The organism is Mesorhizobium huakuii (assembly GCF_030160235.1).
Classification (GTDB): domain Bacteria; phylum Pseudomonadota; class Alphaproteobacteria; order Rhizobiales; family Rhizobiaceae; genus Mesorhizobium; species Mesorhizobium huakuii.
Genome location: NZ_BSNY01000029.1, coordinates 40,564 through 58,033 on the forward strand (window position 1 = coordinate 40,564; position 17,470 = coordinate 58,033).

Consider the following 17,470-nt stretch of genomic DNA (forward strand, 5'->3'; position numbering starts at 1 on the left):
CGCGGCGCCTTTTCTCATGGATGTCGTCAGAGACGTTCCATCTCGAATTCCTGGCAGGAGTATCCCAGCATAGACAGGCCCTCTTCCAGAAAATCTCCGAGCAGCGGCGTGCCGATTAGATAGTCTGCTGTACGCTCGTTGTGGGCAGAGGCAGCCTCTTCGCGCACCACCGGCCAGTCGCTGGCTGAATTGTCGTCGCGGCCCAGCCAGGCCAAAGCCACGAGATCAACCTGTTCGTCCTCGGACAGGGAATTGATGAGCGAAGTGAGCTCCTCCACGACGGAGTCATCGTCATGGTCCTCAAGAACCGCGGTCTCCTTGTCATCGGATGGATTTGACCCAGGCTCCGGCTCGGTGACTTCATCCTTGGCGTCGAATTCCCGCATCTTGATGATTATGAAGCAAACCTTCTCGGGTGAAATCGTGAGGGCTGGCTCTACCTCGCCGGCCGGCATCCCCGTCTGACTTGACTGTTCCTGCATGACATCCTCCTGTGTTGTGGATAGGGCCTCGCCGGCTGAGTAGCGCAGGGCCGTCTCGGCTTAAGCAAATCCCACACCTCACCGTCGGTCCTTGAGGCACGTCAAGTCAGGTTCGCTCGTCCGGATATTCCTCGTTACGCCGGAAAAAGGCCTATCTCGTTGATCGGCATCAACGCGCACGGCGTGCGTGCCGAGTTTAATAACGACATCATCGTGTAGAGGAACATCGGCGAAGTACGGAAGTGAACCGTCTCAGGGCCTCAGGGCGCGCGGATTTGTCGATGGACCAGTCTACCGGTGGGCATAACGCAGAGGGACCCGCGGACTCTTTGCCGAACGCCCGGAGGAAAGTCCGGCTCGAAAGCAAATTGGCGCGGGTCCTGCTTGAATGAAAAACGTCCACAGCCAATCCATGGGCTCGCATTTACTGGGCCTTTGAGTTTGAACGAGAGCCGAAACGGTAAATTCGCCAGTATTATTTCAGAGAACGCTGCCCATGCAGACCTATCCCGTCGACATCGATCCCGCGCAGTTCATCCGCTGGCTTGAAGCTAAACATGCAGCTTCGCCATCGGTATTCCGCATAACTGCAGTGCGCGCAACCGATGAGAGGATGGTTCCGCCACGTGGAACTCACCTGGATGACCTGGACCGCGAGGACCTCCGCGAAATAGCGACCATAGCGACACTTGAGATCGCACCGGCTCACGCAAGCAGACACTGCTTCGAAGACGAAGGCAGGCTGCTCGAATGCCAATATGGTCCAATCGAAGAGGATCTTCACCAAAAAGCCCCCCTTCGCGAGCATGCTGGTTCCAGCAGCCATTGCCCGCAATCACATGGAGCGTATCGAAGAATATCCCGCTGCCCAGTCAATCGGCTTCCCGTTCGATCGTGCAGCAATGGGGTGCCTCGACGCCTTCGGCGGTCGCCAACACGAACCCCCGGACCGGCGTCGACCGAAACGTCGTGCAGCCTTTCAGACCAAGATCATAAGCCGCGTCATAGATTCCGCGGAAGTCATCGAATGAACAGTCTTCAGCGACATTGATCGTTTTGGAGATCGAATTGTCGACGAAGGGCTGAAGCGCGGCCTGCATCTGCAGGTGTTCGTTCGGAGAGAGATCGGTTGCGCAGCGAAACGCCGGAGGCAGGGCTTGCTTCTTCGCTTTCGTTCGCCGCCAAAGAGCAACGGCGTAGTCTGTCATTTGGAAGGCCCGAACCGCCCCGTTGGCATCCAGCACGTTGCGCTGATAGGCGCCCGCAAACACAGGTTCAATTCCGCTCGATACGTTGTTGGCCAAAAGGCTGATCGATCCTGTCGGTGCGATCGCCAGCAGATGGCTGTTGCGAATGCCATGCCTGGCGATCCCGTCTCGGATGCCAGTCGGCAGCGCTGCGATGAAGGAACCCTGCAAATAGTCAGCCTTGCGAAAGGATGGAAATGCCCCCTTCTCAGCCGCAAGGTCGACGGAGGTGCGATAGGCAGCATGGCAGATGGTGCGCATGATCCCAGCTGCAACTTCACGGGCCTTTTGCCTTCCGTAGTCGAGACCAAGCATTATCAGTGCGTCCGCCAATCCAGTAACGCCGAGGCCGATCCGACGTGTCCGATGCGCCGCTTCGGCCTGCCGGCGAAGCGGAAAACGCGACACGTCAGTTACGTCGTCGAGGAAACGCGTCGCGATTTGCGTCGTGCTGGCGAGAGCGACCTCATCGATGCGCGCGTTTGGACCGAAAGGCTCATGGACGAACTGCGTCAGGTTGATCGACCCGAGATTGCAGGCGCCGTAGTACGGCAGGGGAATTTCGCCGCACGGGTTCGTTGCTGTAATCCGTTCGCAATAGTTGAGGTTGTTGAGGCGGTTGATCCGATCGATGAATAGAACGCCTGGCTCGGCAAAATCGTAGGTCGAACGAAGGATGGTCAGCCAAAGGTCGCGCGCTTTGAGGCGTCGATGTACACGACAAGGCACCGCACCTTGATGCCCTGGCCACTCTCTGAGGACGAAGTCGCCCGAATCCCCTATCGCCACGGGAAAAACAAGCGGCCAGATTTCGTCCGCGCGCACCGCCGCCATGAAGGCGTCCGTCACCTGGACCGAGAGGTTGAAATGGCGTAGCGCGGCTGGAATTTGCTTGGCGGCGATGAATTCTTCGATATCGGGATGATCGCAGCGGAGCGTTGCCATCATGGCGCCTCGGCGCGAGCCAGTGGACAATACAGTAGCGCACATGGCATCCCATAGGGCCATGAAGGAAACCGGGCCGGAAGCAATCGCGCCGACGCCGCGCGCACGCATCCCTCGGGGGCGCAACGTCGAAAAATCGTAACCGACACCGCCCCCCTGCTGCATGGTCAAGGCACCTTCGCGGAGCGCACGAAAGATTCCGTCCATGGAATCTTCGATTTCGCCCATAACGAAGCAATTGAACAGCGTGACCCGCAGACCCGTTCCCGCCCCAGCCTGAATGCGACCGCCGGGCAGGAAGCGGAAGTGGTTCAGGATATCGAGGAAGTTGGTCTGCCAGGCGCCCCGATCCGCCCCTTCGGCGCGGGCGACTGCACGTGCGATGCGCTGCCAGCCGTCTGCGACTGTCCCGTCGATGATCCGTTCGCCTGCGCGGTGACGGTATTTGCTCTCCCACACGTAGCGGGACACTGCCATCGTGAAAGGATCGCTCATGCCGACCTTGCCTGGAACCGGGTGAGGCGTCACTGTCATCTCGTTGGCTGTCAAATGTACCTACATTTACAGTGGGGCGTCGTCTCGATCCAATTCCACAACAAAGACGGGGGTTCTCCGGAGGGAGGCAATCGCCGATAGAGTCGCGTCGTCAAAAGTCCCACGACTGACAAGGACAATACGTTCGCTTGGCGCGCCGAAGGGAAACCCAGACGTCCCGGAGGTGGCCATCGCAGAGTTCCACCTCCTTGGGGCAGCTTGGCCGCCATTGCTTAAAAGCTCGCGTTTGTGCGTGGGAGGCGAAATGCCGGAAGGCCAATTAAGCCGGAGGAGCCTTTCTCCTGCCGAGGTGGCAAGATGCTGCGCGAGCCCGACGATCGGATCGTCCCGCACGGCAGCAACAGCGATGACCGGACCGCTTCTTCGTACGATCTTGGTCGGCATGATCAGGACTCCCGCTGCGATGCGAAACGCTGCCTCGAGCATTAACTCAAACGGTTCCTCCGGCCGCGCTTGTGGGTGAATGACAGCTATCTGCTCATCGCACCTGCGCATCTTTGCCGACGCCGCATGCCGAACAACCTGGAAATGATGCCTGGCAGTGGACGAACTGGTCGCCCGCTCGAACATGCGACGCGCCGCTGCCACTGCGATCGCTGAGGCATGCATGATGTCCTCTTGCGCAAGGCTATGCCAGTCGCGTTCAAGGAAACGAAATTCGCGAGCAAACGGCAAACCTGCGAGCTTCGCTATGTCGGAATCCTCGACGAAACGGCCCAGCAAATCGACGTCGAGGAGTTCGGCGAGTTCGGCCACGAACTGGGCTGTCTGCGCGTTGCGACCGCTTCCAGACAGGTCAAGGACAATGCGCCTGAAGTGGAGGTCGCGCCCAGTCATGGCACATCGTTCTGCGATATTGGCGGCGCCGATGCGGGCGAGCCCATCTCGCCGAAGCGCTGGCGGATGTTGGCAAAGCCTCTGAGGCGCCGTTCGACCATCCCATTGATGGTGTCCTCACAATATGCCTGATCAATCGTATGCTCGCCGGCGGGACGGCCAGTCAGCAAGGCAATTCCGTCGTCACTCGTCGCGATCGGGTAGATCGCGAAGCGACCTTCAGCACAGGCATCGATGACGTCCTGGCGCAGCATGAGATGCTGGACGTTGGCCTTAGGGATAGCAACACCCTGCGTCCCTGTAAGGCCGCGAGCGCGGCATATATCAAAAAAGCCTTCGATCTTCTCGTTGACTCCGCCGATCGCTTGGATTTCGCCGTGCTGATTTACTGAACCGGTCACGGCGATATCCTGTCTGAGCGGAACCTCGGCTAAGGCCGACAAGAGCGCGTAGAGTTCCGCTGAGGACGCGCTGTCGCCTTCAACGGACCCGTAGGATTGCTCGAACACGAGGCTGGCGTACAGCGACATCGGGGTATCGGTTGCATACCGGCCCGCCAGGAAGCCGGAGAGGATCAACACGCCTTTGGAATGGAGTGGGCCACCGAGCTTTGCCTCCCGCTCGATATCGATCACGTGTCCGCTCCCGGGCCGTACGCGACAGGTGATCCGCGTCGGACGACCGAAACAGAAACCGCCCAGTTCGATGACGCTGAGGCCGTTGATCTGCCCGACGCGTAAGCCTGCCGTGTCAATAAACGCAACATCCTGGAGGATCGCCTCGCGTGAGCGGTCGCGCAGCCTCGACGCACGTCGAACCTGCTCATCAAGTGCCCCCTGAACGTCTTGCCGCGATACCTCGGGGCGGCTGGCCTCCGCAGCGCGGAAGTCCGCCTCGACGATTAGATCGCGGATCTGGTCGATGAGGAGCGTAAGTTTGCCTGAATGATCGGCCAGGCGCGCGGCATGCTCGATTACGAGACTGACCGCCTCGCGATCCAGCGGCCGCAAGGCATCGTCGCGGGCGACCGAGGCGACGAGGCGGGCAAGCACGACCTCGCTCTCTGACGTGCGATCAAACTCATCCTCAAAATCCGCCAGCACCTTGAAGTGTTCGATGAGTTCAGGGTCGTAAGCAAAGAGCAGATAATAGATCAACCGGTCGCCGAAGAGCACTATCTTGAGGTCGAGAGGTATGGGGTCGGGTTCCAACGTGACTGTGCTCGTCAGGCCCAGAAAGCGATTGACGTCTTCGATGACGATTTCGCCTCGCTTGAGAATACGTTTGAGGGCCGTCCAACTGAATGGTTCCAGAAGCAGGTTGCGGGCATCGAGCAGGAGGTAGCCCCCATTGGCGCGGTGGATGGCGCCTGCCTTGATCAATCGAAAATTTGTAACCAGCGCCCCTTGCAACGAAAGGTACTCGACCCGCCCGGTCAGATTGCCGAGGGTGGGATGCAATTCTTCTATTATCGGGACGGCGCGTGCCCTCCCTTCTTGCGTAACCAGGACATTCACTTCATAACGATCGAACGGTCCTCCCGGGCTTGCATCAATTGCTGGGGATTCCTCGCCTTCCGCCTTCGTGACGAACATCCCGACGTTTTCCACGAGATCCGCTCGCACCATCTCGAGGTGGGCAGCAATTTCGGGCAGGTCGGCAAAGCCGGTCTTGGCTTCGTCGATCGACTGACCGACGGCCAGATTCGCAGTGTCGCGATTAAGCTTGCGAGTCTCGTCGCGATGCGCCTTTTCCCAAGATGGCAGTTGGCGCACGACATGTTCAAGTTCCATTTCAAGCGATTGGATGGATTCCTCAACCTCGCGCCGCTTCGCCTCGTCCCATTTGTGGAATTCCTCGGGCGCAACAACCTCTCCCCTCTGGGCCGGGGCCAGTGCAAAACCGAGTGGCATTCGAACGAGTATGAGACCCTTCTTTTCTGCTTTCTCCCGCAATTCGGTGAAGGCATCGGCTTGCTTTTTGTGGAATGCCTCGTCGATGGCGCCGCGCCGCGTCTGATAGTCCTCGCTTGCGAAAGCGCCCGGAAGCGCTGCCTTGAGATCCTCGATCAGGTCATGGATCGCGGCACGGAAATGAGGCGCCCGCCCCGCCGGAAGCCTTATAGCCACTGGCTTGTGAGGATCGACAAAATTGTTGACATAGATCCAGTCCGGCGGAACGGCCCTATCCGCCGCTGCGGATTGCAACATCGTCTCCACCGAGCGCTGCATGCGCGCTGCTGTCGAGCCGATAACGAACAGATTGAAACCCGGTTTGTTGATGCTGCTTCCGAAGCGAACAGCATCTAGGGCACGCTCTTGGCCGGGGAAGCCGTCGATTGGTTCGAGCTCAGCAGTCGAGGTGAACGCCAATGCCGATAGATCGGCAACCCTTCGCAAACGATTGATCGGAAGCGGCTTTGGACCTTCCGATGCTCCCGCCTGAACTGGTGACTCGGACCTGTCTAGAGGCATTACATCTGCTCGCTTTCATCCGCAGGAATTGCACTAACCGATCTTCGTGAGTTACTTCATTGCTGTGATGCACGAACAAGGGCAGAGCCAGAGCCCACCATTGCCGATTTCGCCAGATCACAGATCGTCGACTCAACATCCTGGCAATTTCGATAGCGTCTCGCGCGGATTCCACATTGAGGCTGATCAAACCGCGCTGGCCAAATCCTGCGTTGCAGGTTGCTAATTGCTACGGATGCCGCAAGTTCGCTGCTGCCCTGCCTTGCCAGCGCAACGTTCTCTCGCGCGAGAACCACCTTCGCGGCGATCCCCTCTGGGAAATACTCAACCGGCGCCGCCGCTGCCGAGGGGCTCGGCGTCGACCCTTATCACCCTTCGGCTTGGACCCGCCCCCGATCCTCACCAAAAACGGGGGACACGAGTCTAGAGGGACGCCGCATGCACAGTGGAGATAGGAAAACCTACGATAGTTTGATCCAGAACAAATCGGGCAAGTCTGCAAAATGAGACAAAGGACGCTACGCTGTGGGTGTCGGGGAGGAAACCATGAAAGTTCTCGCCTTAACATTGGCGGCATGTGTTCTCGCTGGTTGCGTACAACCGAGCTATGTGGCCTTGCCGGGTTATTCATACAAAACCAATCCTCACTGCAAGCGTCGTGAGCCGCCCTCGAAGTTCGATGAACGCTGCGATTGTCCAAGACTCGGCTTCAAGAATTTCACACCGCCAAAGTGCCCCCTATAATCGATCCTTTGTGTGAGTGCAGATGGTGGCCCGGAGTTTTCTCGCGTCTGTTTCGGCCGACGACCTGAAGATGCTGCACAAGGTCTTTAATCAGCTGCGGGTGGAATTCGGCTTTGCGCCGAGATCCGGTTCGGCCCAAAGATTGGCGCTCGATCTCATTGAAGAGTTTCAGGCTGGCACCGTTGAAGAAAATCACTTGCGAACAATCCTCAGGACCGCGCTTCTGGCGGAAGTGATATGACCAGCGATTAACTGTGAGCAAGACGGCACCTGATCGGCTTGCCTATGTGAGGGCGACGATGCGAGTCGCGCAGTAGGTGAATCCGTCGCCAGCGTGGTGATGTCGTCAGCTAGCTCAGACAGGAGCTAGCAGCCCCGTCGCCGACCGGCAGGGTCAGCAGGAGCAAGCGCGCCACGGATCGCGAGCCGAGCCGCGGTGATCTCTTTCTCAGTCTGCCCGGCCTCGTCTTCAACGGGAAAGGCGCGAGCGATTGAGTTAAGTCAATGAGGGATACCGGCCTGGCGCGGTATCATATTAAAAAGGCTTTGCCTGGCTGCGAGGGAGACAACCATGCTCAAAGCGCTGAACGTCGATCACGCTCGTTTCATTGGTCTGCTTGCAAGAAGCGCCAGGACACAGCGCGACAGGTTGCTAGGCAACGTGCAGGAGCAGGATCTTGCCGGGCCGGCGCCGGTCCGTGGCGAGCATAATCCCACGGCTGAGTTCGGTCTGGAACCGTTTCCTTCGGATAGTTCTCCAACCGTGCTTTTGCGGGAGGCGCTCTCAGACTTGTCCGAAAAATCCCTATGCGAGCTATATGCCTTGATGCGCGTCGGGCAGGGTCATCTCGCTGCACGAAAATTCTATCGGGGGGTGTCCGAAGCCCAGACCTTAGGTTCTGAGATGGTTGTGTCCACTCTCATTGAGGATCCCGATCTGCACGATCACATCGCAAAGGCCCTCTTCGCGACCAAGCTCGCATCCTAGCGGCAGCGTCCGGTTTCGGGAACGATTCGATTCACGTCACAGCCAGGACCAGGGAGTGATCAACTTCCGGCCTTATGAGTTCCTAGAGAGATGGTCAGCCGTAGTCTCGCGGACCTCTTGATTGTTCTTTGAGCTGTCTTTGAGGGTCCACTTATTCGGCAGTACCAATTACGCAGAGTGCAAGAGTCCGAAGACGAGGGACTCGATCAAGACCGCGGGTGAGCCAGCGGTCATCCATCCTAAGATAGAAATGGGTTCACGCTGGCATGACGGCGGAGGCGTAGGGGCCTTTCTCCCCTTCATGTTCGGCAAACCGTACTTCGTTGCCTACTGCGAGGGTCTCCCATTGGCTGTCGGAGGCCATGCTTTCGCGCCGGAAGAAGAATTCGCGCCCATCCGGGCCTGAGATGAATCCGAAACCTTCCTCGGGCACCAACCTGATGACGGTACCGTGGTGCGTTTCCGGATGCGGTTTGACGCGATGCCCGCTCATTTTGCGCGCGACATCCTCAAGCTGGCGCTGTGCCGCATTGAAGCTGTCGCGGATCGCGACATAGACGTCCTCATGTGCATGATTTTCTTCCGAATCTCGGCCCACTACGATTTCGCGGCCAGGCACGGTTATATCAACCCGAACATGATAGATTTTGCCCCTGTGGCCATGCCGGTGCGGTGCTTCGACCACGATGTTGCAGGATGTTATCCGGTTGTCGAAGCGCGCCAGCCGCCCAATGCGCTCGCGGATGACTTCCTCCACCGACGGCGACGGTTCCATGCCGCGAAACCGAATCTGTGGTGTGATTTCCATGGCTGTCCTCGCATGAAAAATCCATAGTAATCAGCTTCGGCGCAGAGCCGACCTGATGCATTGATCGGCATCAATGCGACACACGCAGCCTGATGGCATTCTTTCAAAAAACGCCGCAATTGCTGGCATCAGGATTGGTATCCGATGAGGCTCTTTCTTTGCGGAGACGTGATGACCGGCCGTGGCATCGACCAGATCCTGCCGCATCCCTGCGATCCGACGCTGTATGAGACTCACATGTGGTCCGCGGTCGACTACGTGGCTCTTGCGGAACACAGGGCCGGCGAGATTCCGAGGGCCGTGCCTTTTGACTACATCTGGGGCGATGCCTTGGATGAGATCGATCGGCGAGAACCTGATTTCAGGATCATCAACCTCGAAACGAGCATCACCGCCGACGGCATGCCGGAAGCCAAGGGGATCAACTATCGAATGCATCCCGATAACCTCGGATGCATCGCGGCTGCAGAAGTCGACTGTTGCGTGCTCGCTAACAACCATGTCGCGGACTGGGGGGTAGACGGCTTGAAGGACACAGTTGAGGCACTAGATAGAAACGGCATTGCAACGTCAGGCGCCGGGGTAGATGCTGAAGAGGCAGCCCGCCCTGCGGTTCTCACACTGGCTGCGGGCATGCGGCTCCTGATCTTTTCCTTTGCTTGTCCATCGAGCGGAGTCCCTGTCCAGTGGGCGGCTGAGAAAGGGTGGCCCGGCGTGAACTTTCTTACGGATTTCAGCCGGAACGCCGTCACAAGGATCGGCCGCAAAATAGGAAGATGGAAGCGTCCAGGTGATCTGGTCCTGATCTCAATCCATTGGGGTCTCAATTGGGGATACGAAATCCCCGACGATCATCAAAGTTTCGCCCGCAGTCTCGTCGACAAGGCCGGTGTCGATGTCATCCAAGGGCATTCATCGCATCACCCTTTGGCCATCGAAGTCCATGCGGGAAAACCGATCCTCTACGGCTGCGGTGACTTTATCAACGACTATGAGGGTATCGGCGGATACGAAGCGTTCCGGCCAGACCTTGTGCTCGGCTATTTCCTCGATATCGATGATCGAACCCGCTGCCTGCGAGCCGTCGAGATGGTCCCGTTTCACTCAAGGAAATTCCGCCTTGAACGCGCGTCCCGCGCAGATGCCGATTGGCTGAGCGGCACCCTTGACCGCGAATGCCGGCGCTTCGGCCATACTGTGCGGCTGACCGAAGACGATGCCCTGGCACTGTCATGGTGCGTGCAACACGCAAAGGTCTGAGGGTCCCTGTTCTTTTCCGGCAATCCCGGGGGCGTTTTCGTCTGTCAGCAACCACGCGCAGGCGCTGCGTGTCCCACTCCCGACGGAGAAGCCACGACTGCCGAGTGTCTCATTTTTATACAATCCCGATTGGTCGACTCGCGCGACGGATCGGCAGCTAGGCAACAGAGCTGACTACGCGATTGCCGCGACGCACATACAGAGACCGATCTCGCCGGCGGCGAGGCGGGAGCCATTCAGGACTCTGGAACGTTCTCCGCAAGTTCGGCCAGCCAGAGCCTTGCCTGGGCGTCGGACGGCGCACGCCAATCGCCGCGCGGCGATAGCGAGCCGCCAGACGTGATCTTCGGGCCGTTCGGCAGGGTGGAACGCTTGAACTGGTTGGAGAAGAAGCGTCTGAGGAACACCTCCAGCCAATGACGGATCTCTGCCAGAGAGTAGGCACGGCGATCGGACGCCGGCAAGTCGACAGGCCATGCTCCACGTTCGGCGCCGCCCCAGGCGTGGTGTGCGAGGAAGGCGATCTTGGAGGGCCGGAAACCGTAGCGGGTCAGGTAGAAGAGGTTGAAATCCTGAAGCGCGTAGGGACCGACGATGGACTGGGTCGATTGGATCGTCCCCCCAGCCCCGGCCGGCACCAACTCCGGCGATATCTCGGTGTCGAGTATGGCGTGGAGCACCCGGGTCGTCCCAGCGCTCACGTCGCCCGAGGCGGCCACGAAGCGGATGAGATGCTGGATCAGGGTCTTGGAAACCGACGCGTTGACGTTGTAGTGGGACATATGATCGCCGACACCATAGGTGCACCAGCCAAGTGCGAGCTCGGACAAGTCGCCGGTGCCGACGACGAGCCCGCCATTTTGGTTGGCGAGGCGGAACAGGTAATCCGTGCGCAACCCGGCCTGCACGTTCTCGAAAGTCACATCAAAGAGCGGCTCGCCTTTGGCGAAGGGGTGACCGAGATCGGTCAGCATCTGCCGCGCCGCCGGACGGATATCGATCTCCGCACCTGTGACGCCCAGTGCATCGATCAGCGCCCATGCATTCGCCTTGGTCTTCTCGGACGTTGCAAAGCCGGGCAGCGTATAGGCAAGCACGTTCTTGCGCTGCAGCCCGATCAGGTCCATGGCGCGCGCCGCCACGATCAGCGCCTGCGTCGAATCAAGCCCGCCCGACACGCCGATGACGGAATGGTTGAGGCCGGTAGCGGAGAGCCGCTTCGCCAGGCCCTGAATCTGGATGTTGTAAGCTTCGTAGCAATTTTCCCGCAGCCGCGAGGGATCAGCCGGCACGTAGGGAAAACGTTCGATCGTGCGCCGCAGTGGCACCGGTCTGGAGGGCAGGTCGAGGGTGAAGGAAACGACGCGCCAGATAGGTCCAGCGGCGGCCTCTTCGCGCAAGCAGTCGCCGAAGCTGTTGACGCGCATGCGCTCTTGGCGAATACGGCCGAGGTCGATGTCCGCTGTGACGAAGGTGCTGTCGCGCGGAAAGCGCTGCGACTCAGCAAGCAGATCGCCATATTCGAAGATTGCCGCGTGTCCGTCCCATGCGAGATCGGTGGTCGATTCTCCCGGGCCGGCGGCGGAATAGGCATAGGCCGCGATCGCCCGCGATGAATGGCTGGTACACAGCAGCCGGCGAGTGTCGGCCTTGCCGATGGTGATGTTACTGGCGGACAGGTTGAGCAGTACTTCTGCGCCGGCCATCGCCGCGCGCGTCGAGGGCGGCAGCGGGACCCAGATGTCCTCGCATATTTCGGCGTGGAAGGTGAACGGTACCGAGCCGACGGACCGGAACAGGAGATCGACCCCGAACGGTACGGCTCGGCCCGCAATCGCAATCTCCAGCCCCTCAATGCCGGCTCCGGACGTGAAGTGGCGGCGCTCGTAAAATTCGCGATAATTCGGCAGATACGTCTTGGGTACGGCGCCCAGGATCACGCCACGATGGATGGCGACGGCAGTGTTGTAGAGCCGGCCCTCGCGGCGCTGCGGAGCGCCAATCACCAGCATTGGATAGAGATCGGCAGATGCTTCGGCGAGCCGGCCTATCGCCCGTTCGACCGCATCGAGCAGCACGTCCTGAAACAACAGGTCATCGATGGCATAGGAAGAAATCCCAAGCTCGGGGAACAGCATGAGTGCCACGTCATCGGCGTCACCCAACCTGGCCAAGCGAAGGGTTTCCTCGACAGCGAAGTCCGGATCCGCAACTTGCGCACGCGGCACACAGGAGGCGATACGCAGGAATTCATGGCTGTAGAGGGATGCGAATTGGCTCATTGCCTCGCTGGTCCAACTGGCTGACATGGATACTTGTCCATATTTCGCGGGCGCGGGCAACTTGCCACCAGCAAGGACGACGGCTTGCCCGCGTGGATGCAGGATGGTGGCGCATCAAGGCGCCCGATGTTTCGCCTGTTTGCCGAAGCTTGATAATGAACCCCAGGGGGAACTGTTGGATCCCTTCCGGACACGCGCTGTGCAGCACAGCGTGACCACAGCGTAGAAGAGCTCATCGGAGCCGCTATTCTGGCGCCAATCGCCATAAACCGTAGCAATCCACGCCGGGGCGTCACTCGGCCATTTGCGGCACCAATTGCGAATTTAGTGCGAGACGAAGACCGGCAGCGAGAATTGCTCGAGTAGGAATTTGGTCATTCCGCCGAACAAGGCCTCACGGGTTCGCGAATGGCTATATGCGCCGGCCACGATCAAATCGGCGTCCTCCGGCGGCGCGCGAAGCAAACAGCGCCTCGATTGCCGACAAGTCGCCGCTGTCCGTCCAGCGGTCGGTCTCGGCTTTGACGCCATGGGCAAGCAGATGGTCGCGCAGCAAGTCGATGTCCGTATCCTTTATCGGCTGGCGGAGCGAACGCGAACACCGTTACCTTGCGCGCCCGGGTCAAAAGGGGCATCGCATCATGCACGGCACGGGCCTTTTGCCCGCCCGGTGACCAGGCAATCGCGACTTCTTGTCCAACGGGTCTCGGCCGCCAATCGCGTGGCAGCAGGATCATCGGCACGCCTACCGACGTCAACAAATCGCCGGGCACGCCGGGGAGGATCCTCGCGGAGACGTCACGGTAGGGCTGGGTGGCAATCACCAGATCTGCATAAGGCGTAGTAATTCTTCCATTCGCCCGAGTTGCGATCCGCGACCTTGAAGCGAACGTCGACACCAAATTGGTTGGTGCTCAAGCGATTTCGCGCGTTCAGATCACTCCAGCGAAGGCAGTAGCGGAGTCGACGTCGACGCCAGTCAACCTTGCGCCGTGTGCTTTTGCCTGTGACAGGGCAAAATCCACCCGCGCTACGTTGTCGGCGGAACCGTCGAGGAGCACCAAGATATCCTTGAAGCTCATGTGACGCTCCTTCTTCCGTTTGCCGCCTGTTTCCAGGCACTCCCATCTAAGCGCCACGGGCGCGCCCGCGCATTGAGGCGGATCAAACCGGCCGCAGCACCTCCCCTGATGCAATCCCGCCAAGACGTCGTTGGGCAGCAGCACGGCGGCAACGCTTGGGCTCACGCGCCGAGGCAGTTGTCATATTTGATAATGCATGGGTAGGTGCCGCCCGCCATGTCTCATGGCCTGATGGTTATTTCGGTCGCACCCTTGCCGTACAGTCTGACCAGTTCGAAGAGGCGACGTGCGTTAGCGGGGTGAAGCCGCACGCAACCGTGAGATACGGGACGCCCAAGTTTGCCGACCTCGGTCGTGCCGTGGATGGCATATCCGCCGCGAAAGAAAATCGAATACGGCATTGGCGATAAATCATACCGCGTGGAAAACCACGTCCTCTCAAGCCTAACCGGGTAAAAGTGCCCGACTGGCGTCCGGTATCCCCGCCGCGCCGTTGAGACAAGCCAGCTGTAGCGATTTTCGCCGTCCACTTCGACCAGCATTCTTTGCTCTGAAAGGTCGATCACAACTTCGACTTTTGCTGCAAATGCTTCGGTTGCAGGGAAAAATGCAAACGACAGGATCGCGGTGGCAAACCAAATGCGCAATGTCTTTCCTTTGCACAGGACGACACAACCATGGGAACTCTCTTCCTAGTCATTTTCCTGTGCGAACGATTTGATCCACATCACGGCCATGCCCAGAAGCCCGTTTGAACTTGACTTGGGAACACTATGCCAGCTTCGTTTCGTTTGATTTCGGCTAGTACCGCGGACCTGCGAACGCCTCAATTTGCCCTGACGGTTGCCTCAGTGATCTGAGGATGCCAGCTGAGCAGAATCCCGTGCTAACGCCACGAATGTGGCGTTTCGCGAAGGATCCGACCTCGCCTTTGACTCTTGGGGATATCGGCTTGTCGATATTGCCCCAACAAACCCTGCGGACTGGCCTCCTTGTCGTCGATGATCCAAGTTCGACCGTATGATGCCGATCAATGCGGCGATGTATCAGCAGCGATAGGAGGGTCGGCGACAAATCTCCCGGGGACTGCGGCTTTCGATGAAGATATTGATGCTCACAAATACCTTCACCCCATATATTGGCGGCGTAGCCAATAGTGTCACTTGGCTTGCCGAAAGTTTGCGAGCGGTCGGCCATCGGGTTCTGATCATCGCGCCCGAGTTTGACGGCGCACCAGAAGATGAAACCGGCGTACTGCGAATTCCGGCCCTCCAGCGCTTCGGAGGCAGCGACTTTTCGGTGCCGATCCCGCTCAGTCGTCCGCTCGACGAGGCCCTGGACGTCTTCCAACCCGACATCGTGCATTCCCATCACCCATTCCTTCTGGGCGACACGGCTCTCCGCGTATCGGCTACGCGCAACCTGCCGATCATATATACGTACCATACCCGGTACGAACTCTATGGGCATTACGTTTCGCAGGACTCGCCTGTTCTCAAACGGCTCGTTCTTAGCCTGGCTCTCGGCTACTGCGATCTTTGTGACGCCGTTATCGCACCAAGCCAAAGCATTGCGCAATTTCTCACCGAACATGGCGTCAAAACACCTGTAACCGTGGTTCCCACGGGGATTGATGCTACCCGATTCGACCACGGCGACCGCAAGCGCCTGCGGTCTGCCAGTGGCATTCCGAGCGATGCCTTTGTTGTTGGTCACGTCGGGCGCCTGGCGCCTGAGAAAAATCTCGAATACCTGACCGAAGCCGTGAAACAATTCCTGACCTCTCACGCAGGCGCTCATTTCCTTGTTGTAGGCTGCGGAGAGACAATGACGCACATCCAGGACACTTTGACGGGAGCAGGCTTAGGCGGCCGGGTCCATCTGGTGGGCGCGCTTACGGGAACAGAACTTGCCGACGCATATGCGGCAATGGATGTCTTTGCATTCTCCTCGCATTCCGAAACGCAAGGCCTCGTCCTCGTCGAGGCGATGGCGGCTGGTATCCCCGTTGTAGCGCTCGATGCGCCGGGTGCTCGTGAGGTTGTGATCGACAGCCGCAACGGACGGCTCCCTCCAGCCAACTCGCCAGCCGATCATTTTGCGCATGCGATCCAGTGGGTGGCGGATCGCACTGTCGCCGAACGAACGACGCTACGAGAAGCTGCAATTCAAACGTCGAAGTGCTTTTCCAGGGATGCAACGACAAAAATGGCGTTGACGCTCTATGCATCCGTGCTGGAGACGCACAGGGCAGCGAGAGCGAGCAAAGACAACAACTGGCAGGCCGCAAAGCGCGGCCTTGACGAGGAATACAAAATTCTTCGAAACCTCGCGCACGCAATCGGCGATGCTGTCCTGGGATAGGCGCCGTGATGGCGGGGCGCTGCAGTCAAAGGCCATGAGCACTCCGTTGCATTGCGATAAGTCTGATCAGGAACGGTGGTCGCGCAGGATAATGTGCGCTTGTCGCGATGCGGCGGCCAGCGCCACAAGCATCGGTGCAGAGGTGATCCTGAGAGTGTGGTCTGCCTCATGGCGAAAAAATACGGAGCAGATTCTGCTCCTCGATCGGCTGTTGGCTGAAGGAGCCCCAGTGCTGGCTGTGTTTTGGCATGGCAAATATTTCCCTCTGTTTGCTCTGGCTGAGGGGCGCCACGCGACGGTTTTCGTTGGCCAGTCATTTCGGGGAGAGATAATCGCTCGGATATGTCGCCGCTTCGGCTACGAGGCTGTACTCATTCCGGCACATTCTCGTAGCGGTGACGCTTACAGATTGATCGTTGACCGCCTCTCGGCAACAAGATTCGGGGTGCTTGCAGTGGACGGACCGCTGGGTCCTTATCACCAGGTGAAGCTAGGCACGGTCCGATTGGCGTCGCAACTTCAGTTCTTGATCGTTCCGGTCTCAGTTGCCAGTGATCCCAAATGCGTCATGGCCAGCCGATGGGATCAACGAGAATTGCCTTACCCGCTTGCGACCGTAGCTCTGTCCCTCGGCGAGCCAATCCGGATTCCAAAGGGGCTAGATCGGAAAGGACTGTTGGAATGGTCGGACTTGATCCGCACCAGACTGGAAGCCGTGGATGCGGATGCCAAAGCGCGGACGCTCCGCAGCCGGCCTCTGGAAGCAAAAAGTGGCCTAGGCTGACAGCCGACGTTGCGAAGAGCTTCAATCGTGCGAAAGTATCGCTCGTAACCTGCATCAAACCGTGGTCAAGGAACCATGATGACGACGCATGGAGCGAGGGTCGCCACCTTTTGCGATACACTTCCGAGGAGCAGCCCCACAAGGCGTCCGTGGCCGCGTCGGCCTATTACGATTGCATCGGTCTGCTCTCGTCGAGCCGTCTCGATGATCACCTCCGCAGGATCACCCCACCCAATTTGCACACGGACATCCTGGACACCGGCCCCCTCTGCTCGTTCCTTGGCCTGACGCAGCGCCTGGTTCGAGAGTTCTTCAAGTGCATCGGCGGCATTTCCCTCTGCACGCGCGAGTTGCGCCATCTCTTCGCCCGACACATTTCCGCCAACAGTCAGGATGGACAAGCGACTTCCCATAACCCGAGCAAGTTCTGCCGCCACCTCAGTGGCGCGACTGGCTCCCGTCGAACCATCCGTGGCAAGCAATATGCGCCGCATCGCGCTCCTCCATTCAAAACGGACCTCGGCACTAGATCGCTATCCCAGCCAGGATGCCTCTCGATTGCAGCGAGCAGGTTGTCGTCTGGCAATGTATCCACCATGAGCAGCTGCCTGTCATGAA

At 59.0% G+C, this 17,470-nt stretch carries 16 protein-coding genes; 6 read left to right on the forward strand and 10 right to left on the reverse strand.

Annotated features, from left to right (window positions below):
- Positions 1–26: 26 nt before the first annotated feature.
- The 4 genes from QQK95_RS15685 to QQK95_RS15700 form a co-directional block, all read right to left on the reverse strand.
- Positions 27–482: a DUF3775 domain-containing protein gene (locus tag QQK95_RS15685; protein WP_284274192.1), complete on the reverse strand. Its 456-nt coding sequence runs from the start codon at positions 480–482 to the stop codon at positions 27–29.
- 872 nt (positions 483–1,354) lie between these two features.
- The gene (locus tag QQK95_RS15690) at positions 1,355–3,169 is read right to left on the reverse strand and encodes an adenosylcobalamin-dependent ribonucleoside-diphosphate reductase (protein ID WP_284274194.1); all 1,815 of its coding nucleotides are present in this window, start codon (positions 3,167–3,169) and stop codon (positions 1,355–1,357) included.
- A gap of 66 nt (positions 3,170–3,235) precedes the next feature.
- A complete protein-coding gene (locus QQK95_RS15695) occupies positions 3,236–4,066 on the reverse strand; it encodes a hypothetical protein (protein WP_284274195.1) in 831 nt (276 codons plus the stop codon).
- Positions 4,063–6,438, reverse strand: a complete 2,376-nt coding sequence (locus tag QQK95_RS15700; RefSeq protein WP_284274197.1) for a Lon protease family protein — start codon at positions 6,436–6,438, stop codon at positions 4,063–4,065. The genes QQK95_RS15695 and QQK95_RS15700 overlap by 4 nt, the downstream gene beginning before the upstream one ends.
- Positions 6,439–7,086: 648 nt before the next feature.
- Between QQK95_RS15700 and QQK95_RS33420 the strand changes: the two genes are divergently transcribed.
- The 3 genes from QQK95_RS33420 to QQK95_RS15710 all read left to right on the forward strand — a co-directional run bounded on the left by QQK95_RS33420 (position 7,087) and on the right by QQK95_RS15710 (position 8,272).
- Positions 7,087–7,284, forward strand: coding sequence for a hypothetical protein (locus QQK95_RS33420; RefSeq protein ID WP_322791218.1), 198 nt, complete (start codon positions 7,087–7,089; stop codon positions 7,282–7,284).
- 16 nt (positions 7,285–7,300) lie between these two features.
- Positions 7,301–7,525 (forward strand): hypothetical protein, encoded by a 225-nt coding sequence (locus tag QQK95_RS15705; protein ID WP_240565243.1) that lies wholly within the window; start codon positions 7,301–7,303, stop codon positions 7,523–7,525.
- Positions 7,526–7,855: 330 nt separating this feature from the next.
- Positions 7,856–8,272 carry a DUF3775 domain-containing protein gene (locus QQK95_RS15710; protein WP_240565242.1) on the forward strand — a complete coding sequence of 139 codons (417 nt, stop codon included), beginning with the start codon at positions 7,856–7,858 and terminating at the stop codon, positions 8,270–8,272.
- A 256-nt stretch (positions 8,273–8,528) separates the two neighbouring features.
- On the opposite strand, the gene QQK95_RS15715 is transcribed toward QQK95_RS15710, so the two are convergent.
- Positions 8,529–9,080 carry an HPF/RaiA family ribosome-associated protein gene (locus QQK95_RS15715; RefSeq protein ID WP_240565240.1) on the reverse strand — a complete coding sequence of 184 codons (552 nt, stop codon included), beginning with the start codon at positions 9,078–9,080 and terminating at the stop codon, positions 8,529–8,531.
- A 144-nt stretch (positions 9,081–9,224) separates the two neighbouring features.
- On the opposite strand from QQK95_RS15715, the gene QQK95_RS15720 reads away from it, so the two are divergent.
- Positions 9,225–10,340, forward strand: coding sequence for a CapA family protein (locus QQK95_RS15720; protein ID WP_284274200.1), 1,116 nt, complete (start codon positions 9,225–9,227; stop codon positions 10,338–10,340).
- 236 nt (positions 10,341–10,576) lie between these two features.
- Here the strand turns inward: QQK95_RS15720 and QQK95_RS15725 are convergent, their stop codons facing one another.
- From QQK95_RS15725 to QQK95_RS15740, 4 genes are all read right to left on the reverse strand, one after another.
- Positions 10,577–12,622, reverse strand: coding sequence for an NAD(+) synthase (locus QQK95_RS15725; protein WP_284274202.1), 2,046 nt, complete (start codon positions 12,620–12,622; stop codon positions 10,577–10,579).
- Between the two features lie 412 nt (positions 12,623–13,034).
- On the reverse strand, positions 13,035–13,178 hold the full coding sequence (locus QQK95_RS15730) for a hypothetical protein (protein WP_284274204.1): 144 nt from the start codon (positions 13,176–13,178) through the stop codon (positions 13,035–13,037).
- A 376-nt stretch (positions 13,179–13,554) separates the two neighbouring features.
- Positions 13,555–13,704, reverse strand: coding sequence for a hypothetical protein (locus QQK95_RS15735; protein WP_284274206.1), 150 nt, complete (start codon positions 13,702–13,704; stop codon positions 13,555–13,557).
- A 221-nt stretch (positions 13,705–13,925) separates the two neighbouring features.
- Positions 13,926–14,351 (reverse strand): L,D-transpeptidase, encoded by a 426-nt coding sequence (locus tag QQK95_RS15740; protein WP_276315533.1) that lies wholly within the window; start codon positions 14,349–14,351, stop codon positions 13,926–13,928.
- A 451-nt stretch (positions 14,352–14,802) separates the two neighbouring features.
- Between QQK95_RS15740 and QQK95_RS15745 the strand changes: the two genes are divergently transcribed.
- Positions 14,803–16,068 carry a glycosyltransferase gene (locus QQK95_RS15745; RefSeq protein WP_284274207.1) on the forward strand — a complete coding sequence of 422 codons (1,266 nt, stop codon included), beginning with the start codon at positions 14,803–14,805 and terminating at the stop codon, positions 16,066–16,068.
- Positions 16,069–16,159: 91 nt separating this feature from the next.
- Positions 16,160–16,852 carry a lysophospholipid acyltransferase family protein gene (locus QQK95_RS33515; protein WP_409371695.1) on the forward strand — a complete coding sequence of 231 codons (693 nt, stop codon included), beginning with the start codon at positions 16,160–16,162 and terminating at the stop codon, positions 16,850–16,852.
- Between the two features lie 65 nt (positions 16,853–16,917).
- On the opposite strand, the gene QQK95_RS15750 is transcribed toward QQK95_RS33515, so the two are convergent.
- Positions 16,918–17,346 (reverse strand): universal stress protein, encoded by a 429-nt coding sequence (locus QQK95_RS15750; protein WP_240565235.1) that lies wholly within the window; start codon positions 17,344–17,346, stop codon positions 16,918–16,920.
- Between the last annotated feature and the right edge of the window lie 124 nt (positions 17,347–17,470).

Coding starts and splice junctions, on each gene's coding strand:
- QQK95_RS15685 (WP_284274192.1), bottom strand. CDS start 482: ATGCAGGAACAGTCAAGTCAGACGGGGATGCCGGCCGGCGAGGTAGAG.
- QQK95_RS15690 (WP_284274194.1), bottom strand. CDS start 3,169: ATGAGCGATCCTTTCACGATGGCAGTGTCCCGCTACGTGTGGGAGAGC.
- QQK95_RS15695 (WP_284274195.1), bottom strand. CDS start 4,066: ATGACTGGGCGCGACCTCCACTTCAGGCGCATTGTCCTTGACCTGTCT.
- QQK95_RS33420 (WP_322791218.1), top strand. CDS start 7,087: ATGAAAGTTCTCGCCTTAACATTGGCGGCATGTGTTCTCGCTGGTTGC.
- QQK95_RS15710 (WP_240565242.1), top strand. CDS start 7,856: ATGCTCAAAGCGCTGAACGTCGATCACGCTCGTTTCATTGGTCTGCTT.
- QQK95_RS15715 (WP_240565240.1), bottom strand. CDS start 9,080: ATGGAAATCACACCACAGATTCGGTTTCGCGGCATGGAACCGTCGCCG.
- QQK95_RS15720 (WP_284274200.1), top strand. CDS start 9,225: ATGAGGCTCTTTCTTTGCGGAGACGTGATGACCGGCCGTGGCATCGAC.
- QQK95_RS15725 (WP_284274202.1), bottom strand. CDS start 12,622: ATGAGCCAATTCGCATCCCTCTACAGCCATGAATTCCTGCGTATCGCC.
- QQK95_RS15735 (WP_284274206.1), bottom strand. CDS start 13,704: ATGAGCTTCAAGGATATCTTGGTGCTCCTCGACGGTTCCGCCGACAAC.
- QQK95_RS15745 (WP_284274207.1), top strand. CDS start 14,803: ATGAAGATATTGATGCTCACAAATACCTTCACCCCATATATTGGCGGC.
- QQK95_RS33515 (WP_409371695.1), top strand. CDS start 16,160: ATGTGCGCTTGTCGCGATGCGGCGGCCAGCGCCACAAGCATCGGTGCA.
- QQK95_RS15750 (WP_240565235.1), bottom strand. CDS start 17,346: ATGCGGCGCATATTGCTTGCCACGGATGGTTCGACGGGAGCCAGTCGC.